The 18360-nt window shown below is 60.8% G+C and carries 13 protein-coding genes, 1 tRNA gene and 2 pseudogenes; 9 read left to right on the forward strand and 7 right to left on the reverse strand.

Features of this window, described 5'->3' with window-relative positions; translation table 11 throughout:
- The 3 genes from D3872_RS10760 to D3872_RS10770 all read right to left on the reverse strand — a co-directional run.
- Window positions 1–514: tyrosine-type recombinase/integrase (locus tag D3872_RS10760; RefSeq protein ID WP_182915768.1), on the reverse strand; the 514-nt coding region annotated here is incomplete at its 3' end.
- Complete coding sequence (locus D3872_RS10765; RefSeq protein ID WP_229459271.1) at window positions 514–1884, reverse strand: tyrosine-type recombinase/integrase; 1371 nt, start codon at window positions 1882–1884, stop codon at window positions 514–516. The genes D3872_RS10765 and D3872_RS10760, both read right to left, overlap by 1 nt.
- Window positions 1881–3131, reverse strand: coding sequence for a site-specific integrase (locus tag D3872_RS10770; protein ID WP_182915769.1), 1251 nt, complete (start codon window positions 3129–3131; stop codon window positions 1881–1883). The genes D3872_RS10765 and D3872_RS10770 overlap by 4 nt, the downstream gene beginning before the upstream one ends.
- Window positions 3132–3265: 134 nt before the next feature.
- Here D3872_RS10770 and D3872_RS10775 point away from each other — a divergent pair.
- The 5 genes and pseudogenes from D3872_RS10775 to D3872_RS10795 all read left to right on the forward strand — a co-directional run.
- Window positions 3266–4186 (forward strand): annotated as a pseudogene (locus D3872_RS10775) (Mu transposase domain-containing protein); the annotation flags it as partial.
- Window positions 4187–4197: 11 nt separating this feature from the next.
- Window positions 4198–4965, forward strand: a complete 768-nt coding sequence (istB, locus tag D3872_RS10780; RefSeq protein WP_119810768.1) for an IS21-like element helper ATPase IstB — start codon at window positions 4198–4200, stop codon at window positions 4963–4965.
- Window positions 4966–5054: 89 nt separating this feature from the next.
- Window positions 5055–5948 (forward strand): annotated as a pseudogene (locus D3872_RS10785) (IS630 family transposase); the annotation flags it as partial.
- A gap of 28 nt (window positions 5949–5976) precedes the next feature.
- Window positions 5977–6321, forward strand: a complete 345-nt coding sequence (locus tag D3872_RS10790; RefSeq protein ID WP_119810769.1) for a hypothetical protein — start codon at window positions 5977–5979, stop codon at window positions 6319–6321.
- A 79-nt stretch (window positions 6322–6400) separates the two neighbouring features.
- Window positions 6401–6934, forward strand: coding sequence for a hypothetical protein (locus D3872_RS10795; RefSeq protein WP_119810770.1), 534 nt, complete (start codon window positions 6401–6403; stop codon window positions 6932–6934).
- Window positions 6935–7381: 447 nt separating this feature from the next.
- On the opposite strand, the gene D3872_RS10800 is transcribed toward D3872_RS10795, so the two are convergent.
- The 4 genes from D3872_RS10800 to D3872_RS10815 all read right to left on the reverse strand — a co-directional run bounded on the left by D3872_RS10800 (window position 7382) and on the right by D3872_RS10815 (window position 10629).
- A complete protein-coding gene (locus tag D3872_RS10800; protein ID WP_119810771.1) occupies window positions 7382–8341 on the reverse strand; it encodes a PDDEXK family nuclease in 960 nt (319 codons plus the stop codon).
- A 130-nt stretch (window positions 8342–8471) separates the two neighbouring features.
- Window positions 8472–8561 (reverse strand) — tRNA-Ser (locus tag D3872_RS10805).
- A gap of 68 nt (window positions 8562–8629) precedes the next feature.
- On the reverse strand, window positions 8630–9265 hold the full coding sequence (locus D3872_RS10810; RefSeq protein ID WP_119810800.1) for a response regulator transcription factor: 636 nt from the start codon (window positions 9263–9265) through the stop codon (window positions 8630–8632).
- Window positions 9262–10629: a cache domain-containing protein gene (locus tag D3872_RS10815; protein WP_119810772.1), complete on the reverse strand. Its 1368-nt coding sequence runs from the start codon at window positions 10627–10629 to the stop codon at window positions 9262–9264. Before D3872_RS10815 ends, D3872_RS10810 begins: the two co-directional genes overlap by 4 nt.
- Window positions 10630–10836: 207 nt before the next feature.
- Here D3872_RS10815 and D3872_RS10820 point away from each other — a divergent pair, with 207 nt between their 5' ends.
- From D3872_RS10820 to D3872_RS10835, 4 genes are all read left to right on the forward strand, one after another.
- Window positions 10837–12891, forward strand: coding sequence for a carbon starvation CstA family protein (locus D3872_RS10820; RefSeq protein ID WP_119810773.1), 2055 nt, complete (start codon window positions 10837–10839; stop codon window positions 12889–12891).
- A 9-nt stretch (window positions 12892–12900) separates the two neighbouring features.
- Window positions 12901–13098: a YbdD/YjiX family protein gene (locus D3872_RS10825; RefSeq protein WP_119810774.1), complete on the forward strand. Its 198-nt coding sequence runs from the start codon at window positions 12901–12903 to the stop codon at window positions 13096–13098.
- A gap of 199 nt (window positions 13099–13297) precedes the next feature.
- Window positions 13298–16138 (forward strand): hybrid sensor histidine kinase/response regulator, encoded by a 2841-nt coding sequence (locus tag D3872_RS10830; protein ID WP_119810775.1) that lies wholly within the window; start codon window positions 13298–13300, stop codon window positions 16136–16138.
- Window position 16139: 1 nt separating this feature from the next.
- The gene (locus D3872_RS10835; RefSeq protein ID WP_119810776.1) at window positions 16140–18248 is read left to right on the forward strand and encodes a putative bifunctional diguanylate cyclase/phosphodiesterase; all 2109 of its coding nucleotides are present in this window, start codon (window positions 16140–16142) and stop codon (window positions 18246–18248) included.
- Window positions 18249–18360 lie beyond the last annotated feature (112 nt).

The raw sequence follows: 18360 nt of genomic DNA on the forward strand, positions 1-18360 counted from the left end.
CTGGACAAACATCAAGCGCCTCCTGAATGCGCGCGCCAGTGTTATACAGGAAGGACAGCAGGGCATGGTCACGCTGCCCCTCGATGCACGTTCGATCAGGCTGGGCCAGAATTGCCGCCACCTCATTCGATTCGAGATAGCATGGGGCGGGTATGGGAGCCTTCTTTGTCGGGATGCGCAGCACATCGGCACACTGCGCGGCAGCAGGCGGCTCTCGCTCCGCCACGAAAGAGAAGAAGCTGCGCAACGCAGCGAGCCGGCAGTTGCGTGTGCCGATCGAGACATGGCGTTCTTGCTCGCTATGTTTCAGAAAGGCAGTCACGTCGTCGGCGGTAAGTTCAGCCAGGATGAGCTGCGCCACGGTCCGTTTGTGACAGGCGGCGGTATGACGCAGAAACAACCGCCACGTGTCGCGGTAGGATCGAACCGTATTGACGGAGACATTACGTTGCTCGACCAGTCGTTCGTAAAAGAAGGCGCGCAGCAATCCTGGTAATGGATCGATCGGTCTCATCACCGTTCTCCTTCATCTGCATGCAGGTTGTGCGCTCCGAAAGCACGGAACCGCCCACTCGCCTGCTGCAGCAGTTCTTGCGTGATCGTCAGGTAAACCAGCGTCGAGTTGATGTCCTTGTGACCCAGATAGGTGGCGAGGTAAGGCAGCCGCGTTTGAGGATTGATTCCTTCGCGGTACCATGTGAGCATTCGGTTGACGACGAAGGCGTGCCGAAGATCGTGGATACGCGGTCCTACGCGTCCCGTTTCAGGCTTCATGCCGGCGAAACGCAGCACGCGAACCAGCAGCTTCTCGGTCATCACATGTGAGTAGCGTCCCGCATGTTGTTCGTGCCAGAACAGTCCGGACGAGCCATGCTGTGGTGCCCCAGCCATCCGCCTCGCGTCAAGGTATTCGCCAAGTGCGGCAAGAGCGCTGTGGGTCAGTGGCAGCGTTCTCGATTTGAAGAACTTGGTGTCGCGAATGGCGATCTCGCCGTCTTTCAGATTGACGTCACCCAGATCTAGGTGCACGATTTCACTGACCCGGAGTCCAGCGCAATAGGCAAGAACAAGCATCGTGTATAGCGTGAGTGGGCGGAGCGTCGCGCGCGGGGACGGAAACTGGAGGGCGACATCCAGCAGATGTCGGATTTCTTCCGGGGTGTAGATGTACGGCTGCCGCCGCTGCCGTTCGACCTGACATTTCAGACGCCGATCCGGACTGGGCATGACAATGGTCGGATCGACACGACGCCAAGCTTTGGCGAGATTGCGCCCGAGTTCATCGCATTCCCATGCATGTTCGAGTGTGGGGTTCGCGATTGCCCATTGCCGCAACAAGATCGCCAGTGGCTGCCCTGTCAAATCCAATCGCCCTTGAAGGAACCGATCAAAGCGCAGAAAGCGCGCCGCTTGCGTGTCATAGCGCTCGCCGAGCGCTTGCATGAGTTCAATGTGATGGCGCATGAGATCACCAAGGAAACTTGCGAAATGCGGCTGTGGACGTAGCATTTCGAGCGCCTCTTCGGGCTTGGGCGCCAGCAGCGCCCGAACAACCGGCATTGACGTTCGCTGGCCGTAGCGGACTCTAAGTTGAAACAGAGGGTTGGCTGGAATCGTCCCCTCGTTCGCGAGGAAATCAAGGAACCGGTCGACGATGCGTGTTCGATGGAGCACAAGATGCATCGGCCATTGCGTTGCACGATCATGCAGCCATGCTTCTATTGTCAGTTGCCTTACCGGGGATTCACATTTGTGCTTGATGACGAAGCGCTGAAAGCCGACGAGAATGCATCGGTAAACAATGATAGTGCGAGGGCGGCGCACTTGTAGTTGCTGTAAATGACGATTGATGCTGTCATCATCTGTGCCTGGCCAGGTTCTCATGAACGATTCTCCCATCCGGGTATTTCCAAGGCCACGGCACGTAAATCTGCAGTGGCGAGCTTGAGGTATGCTCTTGTTGAGAGCGATGATCGATGTCCCAACAGGTCGCCAATAATCTTCGGCGACACTGCGGCACGAAGCAGACTAATGGCGCGTGCGTGTCGGAACGTATGCGGCCCCCGTTTGCCGGCCGGCTGCACACCGGCCTCTTCTAGCCGGTCGCGGATCACCGAATAAAGACTGGATCCGCTGCTAAAGCCTTGGTAGGGAGCCCAGGCGCGGATGAATATTTCACGGGTATCCGTTTTTGGGCGCGCTCGCAAATATGCAAGCAGCGCCTCTCCTACGGCAGGCAACAGCGGCAAGACCGTTTGGGCATTGGTCTTGGTATGGCGCACCAAGACCGTGTCGGTACGCCAATCGATATCGTCCAACCGAAGATGCGTGACTTCTCCTGCGCGCAGTCCGTACGCCGACAGAATCGTCAAGATGGCATAGTCGCGCAGTCCTTTCGATGAACGATCCTTGCCGGTCGTATTCAGGACAGTGCTTATTTCGTCTGGACGCAACACCGAGGGAATTCCCTCGTCGGCATAGATTGTCGGAGCAAGTACGCAAGACGCGAAATTGCGGGTGGTTCTGCCCGTGGCATGCGCAAAGCGCATGAAGCAGCGCAAGCGCTGCGAGACGCCCTTGCGCGTAACGCGTCGTAATGAAGGGGCTCGGACTCGAAGGTAGTCATCGATGTCGTCGACGGTCATTTCAGACAGACTATCGGTGTGTGTGCGCTCCGCATACCAAGTCAGGAATCGCTTCCCTTCGGCGAAAAGGTCGCCGGTCGTTTCTGCTGCCAGCCCGCGCACTTCACGGAGCCATCGCGCAAATTCCGTCAGAATTTGCGCGAAAGCGTCACTTGTACAAGTCGCCAAATCACTGGGCGGCCACGTCCCTCTGACGAATCGTAGAAAATGGTTGATGCCGCTGGTGTGCGAGGAGCGCCAACTATCAAAGGTTATTGGCGCATGGCCATGGTTGCGACCGAAGCGCTTCAATTCACATTTCACGTACATCGTTACGTGCAACGGTTGCGCGGATTCGACAAGGATGGCTCGCTTCTTCAAATAACGAAGGAACTTGCCGGCGACTGCAAGGTAGCGCTCCACGTGAACTGAGCTATATCTTTCTTTCGCCAGGTGTTCCGCGAATTGCGCCAGCAGTTTCGCGTGACTCGATTGATGATCCGACATGATGTGTCCCCTTGGACAGTTGATCGTCTTCCAAGGATTGCACTCTCAAAAATAATGTGAAGGAGAATCGCCGTCAACGCCGGTCAGGCAAGGCAAGATTGGGACTCCTTCACATTATTCGGTCCTGCTGATAACCGCAGCTGATCGTGCCGGACAATCCAAAGGCGATGATCACCGACGCCAACCGCTACGAACCGCGCAGCAACGACACGGTGCTCGACTTCGCGCGCCACTACGGCACTTCAATCCTGCCGGCCCGTCCGCGCCACCCGCAAGACAAGGCCAAGGCCGAATCGGCGGTGCAGATCGTCGAGCGCTGGATCATGGCGCGCCTGCGTCACCAGCAGTTCGACAGCGTGCACGAGGTCAATCAGGCTATGGCGCCGTTGCTCACACGGCTCAACGAAAAGCTGTTCCAGAAACTGCCAGGCAGCCGCGCCAGCACCTTCGCCGAGATCGATGCACCAGCCTTGCTACCGCTGCCGCTACAGCGTTACGAGATGGCGCACTTCAAGACGGTCAAGGTGCACATCGACTACCACGTCGAGGTCGAGCGCCACCGCTACAGCGTACCGCACTCGCTGGTCGGGCAGGTGCTCGAGGCACGTATCACGACCGCAGTGGTGGAGCTGATGCATAGGGGACAGCGCGTCGCCAGCCATGCCCGCAACAGCCGCCAAGGCGGCTTCACCACGACGACCACGCACATGCCTGCCGCGCATCGCGCTCACATGGAGTGGACGCCGACGCGGCTGATCCACTGGGGGAAAAGCATCGGCCCGGCGACGGCCGAGGCGGTGACGCGGCTGATGGCCGAGAACAAGCATCCGGAGCATGGCTACCGCGCCTGCCTTGGCCTGCTGTCGCTGGCTAAGCGCTACGGCAAGGTACGGCTTGAGGCGGCGTGCATGCTGGCCCTGCAGATCGGCGCCTGCCAGTACCGCCACGTACGCGACATCCTTACCAACAACCGCGACCAGAGCGCGCCGACCACCGCTGGCGATTGGGTTAGCCCCGACCATGTCCATGTCCGCGGACCTGGCTACTACCAATGAGGAATGACGAGATGATGATGCACACAACCTTGGCGCAACTGCGCTCACTGAAACTGGACGGCCTGGCGGCCGGCCTGGAAGAACAACTGGCACAACCTGGCATGGCCGCGTTGAGCTTCGAAGAACGCGTGGCGTTGTTGATCGACCGCGAGGTCCACGCACGCAACGACCGCAAGCTGGTGCGGCTGCTGAAGAACGCGCACCTCAAGTACGGGCAAGCTGCAATTGAAGATATCGATGCAAGATCAGGGCGCGGCATCGACCGCCGCGAGGTGATGAGCCTTGCCCTGGGCGAGTGGGTCAGCGCTGGTCACAGTGTCCTGATCACCGGCCCCACCGGCGCCGGCAAGTCGTGGCTGGCCTGCGCGCTGGCGCAGTACGCCTGCCGACGTGGCTACAGCGCGTTCTACCAGCGTGTACCCCGCTTGCAGGAAGAACTGCGCATCCGGCACGGCAGCGGTGCCTTCGGCAAATGGCTGCTCCAACTGGCCAAGCCTGATGTCCTTGTGCTGGACGACTGGGCAATGGGCTCGATCGACAGCATGACGCGTTCCGATCTGCTCGAGATCATTGACGACCGGGCCGGCAGCAAAGCGACGATCATCACCAGTCAGCTGCCGGTCGAACACTGGCATGCCTGGATCGGCGACGCCACCATCGCCGACGCCATCTTGGACCGCGTCATGCAGCGCAACCATCGCTTCACGCTGACCGGGGACTCGCTGCGTGCCCAGCGACCTAAAAACACTAAAAAGGAGAAAAATATCGACCTATCGTGACCGCAGCCCTTACAATTTGAACGCGTAACATCATCGAATGCGCAGCGGTCACGATAGACCGGAATCAGCGGTCACGTTGACCGGAATACGCAATATTCCGCTGGCTCGCGAAGTTCGCCGAGGGTGGTCAGAATGCCCTTCTGGCCAAACCGATCCCAGGTCGTCCGCCGAAGGTCAGTGCCGAAGAAATGCGCTGGATCGCGCAGGCGGTAAAGGACAATACTCCCCAACAGTTCAAGTTTGAATTTGGCCTGTGGACCTTGTCGCTGTTGCGCGAATTGATCAACCGCGAGTTCGGCAAATCCTTGTCGCTCGAATCCGTTAGGCGCGTCATGAAGTTGCTCGGCTTCTCGACTCAGAAGCCGCTTTATCAAGCGTGGCAGCAAGATCCCGTGCTGGTCAAACAGTGGGAAAGCGAAACCTATCCGGCCATCAAAGCGGAAGCGCAGGCTGCTGGCGCCACGATCTATTTCGCCGACGAGGCTGGTATTCGATCCGACTACCACACTGGCACGACTTGGGCACCGATTGGTGAAACGCCCGTGGTCGCCGTGACCGGGCGTCGCTTTTCCTTCAACATGATTTCTGCCGTGAGCCCACGTGGCGATATTCAATTCATGATTCATGAAGGTCCCGTGAACGCCCCGGTATTCAAAGAATTCCTCAAGCGCCTGATGATCGGTGCAACCAAGCCGGTCTTTGTCGTTGTCGATGGGCATTCGATTCATAAAGCCAAGCTGATCAAGGACTATGTCGACAGCCTCAAGGGCAATCTCAAGTTGTTCTACCTGCCGCCGTACTCGCCACACCTGAATCCGGACGAGCAAGTATGGGCTCACGTGAAGCGCCAAGTCAGCAAGCAATTCGTGCAATCCAAGGACGACATGAAAAAGCTCGCTATCGGCGCGCTACGGCGCCTTCAGAAATTGCCAGCACTGGTCAAATCGTTCTTCAGGCAACCCGAGTGCCAGTATGCCGGCTAATTGCTTTACTTTCTAGAAGGTTAGTAATTTGTACCAGGGCCGCATGCAGATCGAGCAGACGTTCCGCGACCTCAAAAGCTCCCAATGGGGAATGGGGCTCAGCAGCAGCCAAACACGCAAGCCACATCGACTCACCATCTTGTTGCTCATCGCATCGCTGCTTGCGTTCGCGCTGTGGCTGATCGGCTTGGCCGTACGCCGCAACGGGTTCGCTGTTCACTATGGCAGTCGCAAGAAAGCGGCTGCCACCCTATCCATCCTGTCGCTAGCGCGCCACTGGCTGCAATATCACAGCTCGGCACTCTTAACGCGACGTCAAATCGCCGAAGCGTTGAACGAGCTCGGGTCCATGCTCGAGACGTACGAAATATGAGGGGAAGGCTCAGGGGCGGCCCCCTCTTCAGTTCCCCTGCAGAAGATGGCTCCGCCTGCTTGAAAATGACACCGCATTCTTGCGCGTATTCCTGAACTGCTTGCGTCACTCGGTCAATCACGATTTGATAGAACAAACATATTCCGAGCAGATCGTCGGGAGTGAACCTGATGTGGTCGCCGAGAGCAAACTTCCTCTCCACGATCTCAATTTTTGCAAGCACCCTTCCTTCCGGGCCATTGGGGTCAAGCTCAATAGGAAACTCTACCGCGTCCAGATCTATTGCCTTGTCGCCTTGCTCAATCAGCGTGCGTATGGCAAGCCAGCGCACCGCAAGTTCACCATTAGTAGCGCGCTTCTGCGTCACAATGCCCAAGTCGTGGGACAGGCAATTCCTTGCCATGCTCAGCGAGACGAGGCAGTCTTGATCCCCAATGTGCGGGTGTATAAATCTCTTCGCCACTTCGAGAACAAGCTTGTGTTTGTCCGCGACATTGGTCTGCCTATCAATCCGCTTCCACTGATGATGCGCCGGATTCTCGCCAGATACCAATTTCGCCTGCTGTACCATGTCATACGCCACATCCAAATAGAGGCTGAGAAACTGATCTAGCTCCCGCAGGGCATTTCCGATGATCCAAGCTCTCCAGTTCTCGCGCAGTTCGGGGACATGCTCATCGGGGAAGGGATCGGGAAGGAACTGCCGTTTGATGCTTCGACCGAGTGTCAGCGAGCTAGGAAATTCCCCCTCCAAGAGGCGCTCTGATAAACCGAGAAAAGCGGCGGCACGGCGCACGCCAACGCATGCTCGCTCCCGCATCGCATTCAAATCAAACCTAAGCACTCGCTCGACACGTTTCGTTTCGTTTCGCTCATAATTCTGTATCCCTACGACAAGCAAGGAACGAGTAACCCTGAATTATTCGGTCTAGCCTGCTAACTGTCTGCGACAGGCTCTGATAGTAACGTGGGCAGGAGCGGGTCGAGGCATGAGGGCATCTGACTGGCATATGTCGTTGCTCACTGACAGTTGAGTACCAGCGCAGATTGGGGACCGGAGTCACGCCAAAATCTCAAAGAATGGATTTTTATCAACGATGGCTGCTTGTGACTTCTTTTTAAGCAGCGCAACCAGATCACCTTGCCGTTGAAGCAGCATCACGAACTCCTGCAACGAGCACAGGAAGATCGTCTTGAGGTTCAGTGCGTTCTTGCATTCGGTAACCACGGACTCCGTGTAGCCGTTCGTCGCAATGAAGATACCGTGTGCGTTCGCCCGCATGAACAGGCGGCTGAGATGGGGTGAGAATTCACCCATGCCTACTGGGGCGTTGAGCCACTTCATTTCGACCAGATGAATGGCTCCATCGAGCTCGATCACCCCATCAATTTGCTCTAGGACTGTGCCCGAGTCGGGGTCTTTACGGCGAAAGTCTTCGCGGATGTGGATGCCATATGCCTTGAACAGATCGTTCAGCACGACTTCAAGCAGCTTTCCCCGCGCCTGGGGCTTGTCGTCCATCGCGAACAAGGAGAAGAGCCGCTTGCTCACACCTTCGATTCTGGCGCGCTTCGCGGCTGCCGCTGCCTGCTCGTCACGCTGACGTGCAAGCACCTGCTCTCGCTCGGCGTCGCGCTCTTGCTTCATGCGCGTGAAGGAATCTTTTACGTTGACCGTCTTGCTTAACTCAGAGACAAGTCCCTTGGCCTTGAGTCGGTCGCTGTCCCAGCAGGTGTCGAAGTTATCGAATTCGGTGACGCGCTTGATGATCTCGCGGCGCGGGCGAAGCCCACTATCGCCCCGCGCATTCACTTTCGTGAGCACGTTACGTACGATCTCGTATTTGTTGATGGCGCTGCGGTCGGTCCGGACGGTGCGGGAGACTTCTGCGAGATCGTCTTGGGCGACCCCAGCACCCTGAAGGAACAGAACAACGTCTTGCTTGCTCCGGCAGAGGAGCGGGATCGTATCCACCAGCAGATTGAACACCTCGGGAGGATAGTGAAAGTGCTCTGCCATGCTGTGGTTAGTCCCTTGTTTTACTTCGCCATACGTGGCGTTGGCTTTGGTGCTTACCTTCGGCTTACTGCAACATTTGCTGGTGCCACGCTGGCAGACCAGAGATACACCCGTGAGTGCTTGTTTTTATTGGCGGAAGCGGTGAGATTCGAACTCACGAACAGTTTAACCCGTCGCCAGTTTTCAAGACTGGTGCCTTCAACCACTCGGCCACGCTTCCTGCAGGCCAGCATTATACAGAAATCATTGCCACATGGGCAGGAGCTGGTTCGTGCCGCGCGCCCCGCCTCAGCGTCCCATCTGAAAACTCGCGTGCTGCACCGCGAATTTGATCAGTTCCGCCTGCCCTTCGATGTTCAGTTTGCGTTTGATGTTCAGCCGGTGCGTTTCCACCGTGCGCACCGACAGGTCCAGCTCGCGCGCGATCTGCTTGTTCGACTGGCCGTTGGCAATGTGCTGCAGCACTTCCTGCTCGCGCACCGTCAGCTGGTTGTCCTGCACCATCGGATGCGCCAGTTGCTTCGCCAGCGCGGCGCTGTAGTAGATCCCGCCCGACATCACTGTCTCGATCGCCAGCACGATGTCCTTGCCCGGCGCATCCTTCAGCACATAACCGCGCGCGCCCGCCTGCATCGCCTGCGTCACGTATTCCAGCTTGTCGTGCATCGACAGGATCAGCACCGCAATTTTCGGATACGCCGCGCACAGCCGCGCGGTCGCCTCGATGCCGTTGGTGCCGCGCATGTTGATGTCCATGAGGACCAGGTCGACGTCGCCGGCGCCGGCCTGGTGCAGCGCCTCGTCGGCGCCGCCGGCCTCCGCCACTACGCTGAAATTCGGCACCGACTCCAACCGTGCGCGCAGTCCGTCGCGCACCAGCGGATGGTCGTCCACCAGCATGATCCTGATTGCTTCCGTCGTCATGTCGCCCACCTGTTCGTGTCAATTGTCGCCCGCACCGATGTGCCGGTTTCCGAGGAATCGATGTCCAGCCGTCCGCCGATGGCTTCCATCCTTTCCATCATGTTGCGCAGCCCGATGCCGCGCTTGGGATGCAGCGCCACGCGCTGCGGATCGAAGCCGCCGCCGTCGTCGCGCACGGTCAGGGTGATCGTCGTGCCCTTCCGTTCCAGCGCCATGTCGACCTTGTGCGCATGCGCATGCCGTTCGATATTGGTCAGCGATTCCTGCGCGATGCGGAACAGTACGGTATTCGCAACGTCAGGCAGGCCGTCCATGCTGCCCTCCGCCGAAAAATCGACAGGCATGCCGCAATGCTCGCTGAACTCCTGCGCCAGGTGGTCGAGCGCGGCCGCCAGCCCAAGGTCGTCGAGGATGGCCGGCCGCAAATCGTGCGAAATCCGCCGCACCTCGCCCAGCACGTCCTTCAGCTGGTCCGCCGTATGCTCCAGGCCGGCGCGCGCCTTCTGCTGCTGTTCCGCATTGCCCGCAAGCCGGATGATGCCGGCCTCGATCTGCAGCTTGATCGACACCAGCCACTGGCTGATGCCGTCATGCAGGTCGCGCGACAGCCGCGCCCGCTCCTGCTCCTGCGATTCCACCACGCGCTGCGCCAGCGCCTTGAGCTTGGCGTCGGCCACCCGCAGTTCGCTGATGTTCAGCACCAGCCCGCCCACCGCCACGGCCAGCGCGCTGACGATCGCCATCACCGCGATCCACGTCATCGTACTGCGGATGCTCTGCGACTGTTGCGCATCCACCTTGGCCAGCGCCGCGTCGACGTCGTCCAGGTAGATGCCGGTGCCCATCATCCAGCCCCACTTTTCCATCGGGATCACGTAACCGAGCTTGAGCCCGTCCTGGTGGGTGGACGGCTTGACCCAGGTGTACACCTGGAACCCGCCGCCCGCCTGCGCCCGGTGGATCAGGCGCTGGATGGTCGGCACGCCGGAGGCGTCGCGCAGCTCCCACAGGTCGCGCCCCACCAGTTCCGGCTGGCGCGGGTGCATCAGGTTCCTGCCCTTCATGTCGTAGACGAAGAAATAACCGTCGTCGCCAAAGCTCAGGCTGGCGAGAATGCGCTTGGCTTCGTCCTGCGTGGCCATGTCGGTGCGCCCTGAATCATAAAGGTGCGCGATGGAACGCGAGGCCAGGCTCACGTAATGTTTCAGCTCCGCTTCCTTGGTCGCCAGGTAGGCCTGCTGGATAGTCGCGCGCTGTTCCTGCGCCAGCGACACAGCCTGGTGGCGCACGAACAGCGCGATCGCGCACAGCGCCAGTATCAGCGGGGTGATCGCAAGGAATATGACCTTCTGCCGTAATTTCATTCCGCGTGCCTATCTTTGTATGTCTATACAGGATTCTACGTGCCTTCCTCCATTCTTGTGTACGTAGAAGTACGTAGCCACCTTGCGTAGTTGTGCGCTTGTCCATAGTGGTGCGTTCTCCAATACTTCCGGGCACGCTGCACCAATTCAAGCCGGCCGCTCGACCGGCGCCCAAGCGGTGCCCGACAATCCTTGGAGGAGTCACACATGAAACGTCTTATCAGCCAGCTCGGTTGGGCTGCGCTATCGGTCGTGGGCGCTGGTTCGCTCGCGTTCATCGCACTCAAGCGCGGTGAATCGATCAACGCAATCTGGATAATTGCCGCCGCGGTCTGCGTCTATCTGATCGCCTATCGCTTCTACAGCCTGTTCATCGCGAAGGAAGTACTCGCTCTGGACGGCAAGCGCCAGACCCCGGCCTACCGCAACAACGACGGCCTGGACTACGTACCGACCAACAAGAACGTGCTGTTCGGCCACCACTTCGCGGCCATCGCCGGCGCCGGCCCGCTGGTCGGCCCGGTGCTCGCCGCCCAGATGGGCTACCTGCCAGGCATGCTGTGGATCCTCGCAGGCGTCGTGTTCGCCGGCGCGGTGCAGGATTTCATCATCCTGTTCATCTCGATGCGCCGCGACGGCCGCTCGCTCGGCGACCTGATCAAGTCTGAACTTGGCCAGATTCCCGGCCTGATCGCCCTGCTTGGCACCTTCATGATTATGGTCATCATCCTGGCGGTGCTCGCGCTGATCGTGGTGAAGGCGCTGACCCATTCGCCATGGGGCAGCTTCACCGTCATCGCCACCATTCCTATCGCACTGTTCATGGGCCTGTATTCGCGCTACTGGCGCGTCGGCCGCGTGGGCGAAGTGTCGCTGATCGGCTTCGTACTGCTGATGCTCGCCATCTTCGGCGGCCAGTGGGTGCAGGAAACCCCAGCCCTGGCGCCGCTGTTCGACTTCACCGGCACCCAGTTGACCTGGATGCTGATCGGCTACGGCTTCGTCGCCTCCGTCATTCCCGTGTGGCTGCTGCTGGCGCCGCGCGACTACCTGTCCACCTTCCTGAAGATCGGCACCATCGTCGGCCTGGCCATCGGTATCCTGCTCGTCGCGCCGCAAATGAAGATGCCTTCGATTACCCAGTTTATCGATGGTAGTGGCCCAGTGTGGTCGGGCAACATGTTCCCGTTCCTGTTCATCACCATCGCCTGCGGCGCCGTGTCCGGCTTCCACGCGCTGATTTCTTCCGGCACCACGCCGAAGATGATTGAAAATGAGCAGCACGCCCGCTTCATCGGCTATGGCGCGATGCTGATGGAATCCTTCGTGGCGATCATGGCCCTGGTGGCGGCATCGACCATCGAACCAGGCATCTATTTCGCCATGAACAGCCCGGCGGCGATCATCGGCACCACCGCCGAATCGGCAGCGGCGGCTATTTCGCAGTGGGGCTTCTACGTCACTCCGGAAATGCTGACCCAGACCGCCAAGGATGTCGGCGAGTCGAGCATCATCTCGCGCGCCGGTGGCGCGCCTACCCTCGCGGTCGGCATGGCGAACATCCTGTCGGAAGTTATCGGCGGCAAGGCGATGATGGCCTTCTGGTACCACTTCGCGATCCTGTTCGAAGCGCTGTTCATCCTGACCGCCGTCGATGCGGGCACCCGCGCCGGCCGCTTCATGCTGCAAGACCTGATGGGCGCCTTCGTACCTTCGTTCAAGCGCACCGATTCGCTGGTGGCCAACCTGACCGCTACCGGCCTGTGCGTTGCGGCCTGGGGTTACTTCCTGTACCAGGGCGTGGTCGATCCGCTGGGCGGCATCAACACCTTGTGGCCGCTGTTCGGCATCGCCAACCAGATGCTGGCCGGCATCGCGCTGATCCTCGCCACTTGCGTGCTGTTCAAGATGAAGCGCGCGAAGTTCGCCTGGGTGACGCTGGTGCCGACGGTTTGGCTGCTGATCTGCACCCTGGTAGCCGGCTGGCAGAAGATCTTCAGCGAAAACGTGAAGGTTGGCTTCATGGCGCACGCTGAAAAATTCCAGACGGCAATCGACCAGGGCATCGTGCTGGCACCGGCCAAGAGCATGGAACAGATGGAACGCATCGTGTTCAACGACTATATCGATGCCGGCCTGTCGATGTTCTTCATGGTGGTTGTGCTGTCGGTGCTGGTGTTCGGCGTGCGCACCGCGATGGTGGCCTGGAGGCAAACGCATCCAAGCGCCAACGAAACCCCGTTCGCGCCGACGGTGGCGTAAGGACAGGCCGTGTTCGACAAGCTGGCACAGGCAGGCCGATACCTCGGGCAGAGCATGCGCCTGATGGTCGGCTTGCCCGAATACGACACCTACGTGACCCACATGGAAACGACCCACCCGGGCCAGCCCATGATGAGCTACGAGGAGTTTTTCCGCGAGCGGCAGGAGGCGCGCTACGGAAGCGCCCGAAGCGGCGGCTGCTGTTAGCGGGCGTGGCACGAGAACAAGGACATCTTCGGATGTCCTTTTTTTTCGCCCTTGTACGGCCCGCTCCCGCCTCGTTTGCGCCCGCTCAACGCTTGTATGAATCTTTACCGTTATCTTTTTCCTGATGGAATTGCAAGATTTATCGTAGCGAAAGTATTAACCGATCCGCGCTTTCCGACGTGCCGACGCAAGGTCATCCATGCTGAACTTCGAGCGATCGAGCCTGAACCACAAGCTGACCATCATTTCGCTGATGTCGACGGGCACCGCCTTGCTGTTCGTGTTCATCGCATTCGCCGTCACCTCGGTGCTGAATCACCGCAAGGACGAGGGCATGCAACTGTCCTCGTTTGCGGGCGTCATCGGCGCCAACAGTGTCGACGCCCTCCTGTTCAAGAACCGCAAGCAGGCCCAGGCGACCCTGTCGGCCCTGAAGGCCAAAGTGGAAATTTCCGACGCCATCCTGTACGACCGCCACGGCAAGCCGTTCGCGCGCTACCTACCGGCCGACCAGCTGGAACAGGAAGACGAACTAGTTGAGGAGATCGACAACGACGAGCACGCGCTGGCGGCCGCCAACGCGCAAGGCAGCACCTTCTGGTCCACCCGCATGCGCCTGTACCGTTCGATTCCCGCCGCCAACCAGCAGGTGGGCATCGTGATGATCGAGGCCGACCTCACCAACATGTGGGCCGACGTGCTGAAGAGCCTGTCCGTGATCGCGGTGGCGATGGGATGCTCGCTGGCGGTGGCGCTGCTGCTGGCCAACCGCTTCAAGGGCAGCATCGCCGATCCCGTCGCCAAGCTGATCAATGCGGCGCAGAAAGTGTCCGCCAGCCAGAATTACAGCCTGCGCATCCAGCACGAACGCACCGACGAACTGGGCACCCTGATCGACAGCATCAACAACATGCTGGCCCAGATCGAGGGCCGCGGCACGGCGCTGACCAACCACCGCGACGAGCTGGAGCGCCAGGTCAGCGTGCGCACCGAGCAGCTGGAGAAGGCCAAGAACGCCGCCGAGGCCGCCAGCCGCGCCAAGAGCGCCTTCCTGGCTACCATGAGCCATGAAATCCGCACCCCGATGAATGGTGTGCTGGGCATGACGGAGATGCTGCTCGGCACCGCGCTGAATGAAACCCAGCGCAACTTCACCAAGCTGGTCAAGCGTTCCGGCGAGCACCTGCTGGTGATCATCAACGACATCCTCGACTTTTCCAAGATCGAGGCCGGCAAGCTGAGCGTCGAGTACATCAACTTCAACCTGTGGGACATGCTGGACGACATCAACACCGTCTACACGCCGCAGGCCCAGGCCAAGGGCATCGCGCTCGACTTCGCCATCGCCAACGACATCCCGATCGCCATCTGCGGCGATCCCAACCGGCTGCGCCAGATCATGGCCAACCTGCTCGGCAACGCCCTCAAGTTCACCGACCGCGGCAACATCCTGGCCAGGGTACAGATCGTGGCGGAGGAGCCGCAGTCGGTCACACTGCGCTTCGAGGTGCACGACACCGGCATCGGCGTCTCGCGCGAGGCGCGCACCCGCATTTTCGAAGCCTTCTCGCAGGCCGACAGCTCCACCACCCGCCAGTACGGCGGCACCGGGCTCGGCCTGGCGATATCCAAGCAGCTGGTCGAGTTAATGGGCGGCAGAATTGGTGTCGACAATGCCCTGGCACAAGGCTCGATTTTCTGGTTCACCGTACCGTTCGACAAGCGCCGGGTGGACCCGGACGAACCCGGCATCGCGCTGTACACCATCGAAGGATTACGCGTGTTGATCGTCGACGAACAAGCGGCCAGCTGCGCAGAACTCGAGCAGCAGCTCACATCCTGGCAGGTGCGGACAAGCATCGCGCGCTCCGCGCAGGAAGCCGTCGACCACCTCACCGAGGCCGCCCGCAACGGCACCCCGTACGAGGTGGCGGTGCTCGACATGAACCTGCAGCGCACCAGCGGCCTGGCGCTGGCGGCCAGCATCAAGGCCGACCCGGCCACGCGCTTGACCCGCATCCTGCTGATTTCCACCGACCACCAGGCTGCCGACCCGGTCCAGCGGCGCGAAGCCGGCGTGGCCTACCAGATGATCCGCCCGGTGCGCGCGGGCGACCTGTTCGAATGCCTGTCGACGCGCCAGCGCGCACCGCTGACCTCCGCCGGCGGCATCGTCGCACCGCCGCCGCCGTCGATGCCGCAGCCGGGCCAGCGCGCGCACCTGCGCAAGGTGCTGCTGGCGGAAGACAATCCGGTCAACGTCGAAGTGGCCACCGCCATGCTCGACAGCCTGGGCCTGGACGTGCACTGGGTATCCAACGGCGAGGAAGCCGCTCAGGCCGCGCGCAGCGGCGAATACGACATCGTGCTGATGGACTGCCAGATGCCGATGATGGACGGCTTCGCGGCCACCGCCGAGATCCGCCGCCACGAGCACCAGAACGGCCGCACGCGCAAGCTGCCGGTCATCGCCATCACCGCCAACGCGCTGCAGGGCGACCGCGAATCCTGCCTCGCCGCCGGCATGGACGACTATCTCAGCAAACCGTTCACGCAGCAGCAGCTGGGCGCGGTGATCGGACGCTGGGTGGTGCTGCCGATTCCCGCCACCGTGCATCACGAGGACCAGCCTTTCCAGCCGCTGGAAGCCGGCGCGCCGGCCGCAGGTCCGGTTCCGGTTGAACGCGACGTCATCAACCGCCACGCGCTGGAAAACATCCGCGCGCTGAGCGAAGACCGCGGCGACGCCCTGGTCCAGAAGGTCGTCACCGCCTTTGTCGACGACACCCCGCGCCACCTGCAGGCGCTGGGCCGCGCAATCGCCGCGCATGACGCCAGCAAGCTGCGCAAGACCGCACACAGCCTGAAGTCGAGTAGCGCCAACGTCGGCGCCGAAACGCTCGCCCAGATGTGCAAGGAGATGGAAACCCTGGGACGCACCGACACCACCAAAGGCGCGACGTGCATCCTCACCGGCATGGAGCTCGAGTTCCAGGCCGTCCGGCATTCGCTCAGTGCCATCCTTGAGAAGGAAACTTGACATGCCAGTATCCAAACCTGCCAAGCGCGGCGTCGTCCTGGTTGCGGACGACGATCCGGTCATGCGCCTCTTAATGCTGGAGATGCTCGGCCAGGTCGGGCTCGACGCCGTCGAGGCCGAGGACGGGCTGCAAGCGGTCAGCTACTTCCAGGGCATGTCGCCCGACCTGATCCTGATGGACGTCGACATGCCCAACATGGACGGCTTTGCGGCCTGCCGCGAGATCCGCCGCATCGAGACCGGCTCCGCGGTACCGATCATCATGGTCACCGGCGGCGACGATATCGAAGCCGTCACCAACGCCTACGAATCGGGCGCCACCGACTTCGTCTCCAAGCCGATCAACTGGCCCATCCTCGGCCACCGCGTGCTGTACGTGCTGCGCGCCAGCGACGCCATCGTCCGCCTGCGCATCGCCGACGCCCACAACCGCGCGGTGCTGGCCGCGATCCCCGACACCTTCTTCAGCCTGGACAAGGACGGCTTCTATCTCGACTACGAGCAGGGGCACGACGCCGCAGCCGCCTTCCCCACCGAGAACTGCGTCGGCAAACACGTCTCCGAAGTATTCCCGCGCGAGATCGCCGACCGCCTGATGGAACAGATGCGCGCCGTGCTCGCGACCCAGCATATCCGCTCGGTCGACTATGAACTGATCCGCTTCGGCAATGTGCAGCACTTCGAAGCGCGGCTGGTCGCCACCGGCCCGGAAGAAGTGCTCGGCCTGGTGCGCGACATCAGCGAACGCAAACGCACCGAGGAGCAGATACGCCGCCTGGCCTACTGCGACAGCCTAACCGGCATACCAAACCGGCAGGCTTTCCTCGAAACGCTGGAGCGCGAGCTACACCGGTCCAAGGTCGGCAACAAGAAATTTGCCGTGCTGTTCATGGACCTCGACGCCTTCAAGCGCATCAACGATACGCTCGGGCACAATGTCGGCGACCACCTGCTGAAAATCGTCTCCGAACGCCTGCGCGAAACCATCCGCCCCAGCGACCTGGTCTCGCGCGGCGACCAGGCCACCAACCTGGCGCGCCTGGGCGGCGATGAATTCACCATCCTGATCCCCGACCTGGAGCGGGTCGAGAACGCGCTGAACGTGGCGCACCGGGTCAAGGAAGCGATGCGCCGGCCCTTCCTGATCGAAGGCCACGAGATCTTCGTCACCGCCAGCATCGGCATCTCGCTGTTCCCCGAAGACGGCGACGACTGCGACTCGCTGCTCAAGTACGCCGACACCGCCATGTACCACGCCAAGAACTGCGGCAAGAACAACGCAAAGCTGTACAGCTCTTCGCTGACCATGCAGATCATGAGCCACGTGAAGCTCGAAGTCGGCCTGCGCAAGGCGCTCAAGAACGAGGAACTGTACCTGCTGTACCAGCCGCAGATCGACGTGCGCTCGGCCGAAATCGTCGGCGTCGAAGCGCTGGTGCGCTGGCGCCACCCCGAGCGCGGCATCATCTCTCCCAACGAGTTCATCCCGCTCGCCGAAGAGACTGGCCTGATCGTCCCGATCGGCGAATGGGTGCTGCGCACCGCCTGCAGCCAGGCCAAGGCATGGCAGCGGCAGACAAAGCGGCTGGTGCGGATGGCGGTCAACCTGTCGGCCAAGCAGTTCAAGGACGAGAACCTGACGCAGATCGTCATCTCGGCGCTGCACGACACCGGCCTCGATCCGAAACTGCTGGAACTGGAGCTGACCGAAGGCACGCTGATGGACGATGCGCGCGCCACCATGGCGACGCTGGAACAGCTGCGCGCGATCGGCGTGTACTTGTCGATCGACGATTTCGGGACCGGGTATTCGTCGATGAACTACCTGAAGCGCTTCGACGTGCGGGCGCTAAAGATCGACAAGAGCTTCATCTGCGGGCTGCCGCAGGACTCCGAAAACGCCGCGATCACGCGCGCGATCATCGCGATGGCGCACGGGCTGAAGATGGCGGTGGTGGCCGAAGGCGTCGAGACCGACGAGCAGCTGGTGCTGCTCGAAGAATTCGGCTGCGACATGGTGCAAGGCTTCTACCTCGGCCACCCGTCGCCGCACGACTCGATCACGCTGATGCTGCAAAAAGTCTGCACGATTGCCGCGCCGGCGAAGTAGCGTGCACTAAAACGGCGGATGCGCATACGCTTATCCGCCCTACGTCCCAACGCCTTGACGCGTAGGGTGGATAAGCCCTTGGGGCGCATCCACCGAACACGCGAACATGTCC

Origin of the sequence: Massilia cavernae, assembly GCF_003590855.1 — a bacterium.
Lineage (GTDB): Bacteria > Pseudomonadota > Gammaproteobacteria > Burkholderiales > Burkholderiaceae_D > Telluria_A > Telluria_A cavernae.

Bases quoted from the DNA above. Each gene is read 5' to 3' on its own strand.
- D3872_RS10765 (WP_229459271.1), bottom strand. From the start codon at position 1,884: ATGAGAACCTGGCCAGGCACAGATGATGACAGCATCAATCGTCATTTA.
- D3872_RS10770 (WP_182915769.1), bottom strand. From the start codon at position 3,131: ATGTCGGATCATCAATCGAGTCACGCGAAACTGCTGGCGCAATTCGCG.
- istB (WP_119810768.1), top strand. From the start codon at position 4,198: ATGATGATGCACACAACCTTGGCGCAACTGCGCTCACTGAAACTGGAC.
- D3872_RS10800 (WP_119810771.1), bottom strand. From the start codon at position 8,341: ATGGCAGAGCACTTTCACTATCCTCCCGAGGTGTTCAATCTGCTGGTG.
- D3872_RS10810 (WP_119810800.1), bottom strand. From the start codon at position 9,265: ATGACGACGGAAGCAATCAGGATCATGCTGGTGGACGACCATCCGCTG.
- D3872_RS10815 (WP_119810772.1), bottom strand. From the start codon at position 10,629: ATGAAATTACGGCAGAAGGTCATATTCCTTGCGATCACCCCGCTGATA.
- D3872_RS10820 (WP_119810773.1), top strand. From the start codon at position 10,837: ATGAAACGTCTTATCAGCCAGCTCGGTTGGGCTGCGCTATCGGTCGTG.
- D3872_RS10830 (WP_119810775.1), top strand. From the start codon at position 13,298: ATGCTGAACTTCGAGCGATCGAGCCTGAACCACAAGCTGACCATCATT.
- D3872_RS10835 (WP_119810776.1), top strand. From the start codon at position 16,140: ATGCCAGTATCCAAACCTGCCAAGCGCGGCGTCGTCCTGGTTGCGGAC.